Genomic DNA, 239 nt, shown 5'->3' on the forward strand with positions numbered 1-239 from the left:
CTCGCGATGGCCGTGACGCGAGATCGAGGGCGCGGAGCCCGCGATCGGTTGCGAGCTATTTGCTTGACCTCGGTTACGACGTCATCCTTGACGGCATCTTCAATCTCCGCGACTACGCCGGTCGATTGGAACAGCTATGGAGGGACCGCCGAGGCGTCACACGCATCTACCAGTTCGACGTCGGCTTTGATGAGACGGTCAGACGCCACGAAACGCGGGAGCTGCGCCACGCTTTCACG

1 protein-coding gene is annotated in these 239 nt (G+C 61.9%); it reads left to right on the plus strand.

Annotated elements, in window-relative coordinates:
* Nucleotides 1-59: 59 nt before the first annotated feature.
* A partial coding sequence (locus AC3XQU_RS24770; protein WP_489876745.1) for a P-loop NTPase family protein occupies nucleotides 60-239 on the plus strand: 180 nt, incomplete at its 3' end.

It is taken from the genome of Telluria sp. AZSoR62, from assembly GCF_058111565.1.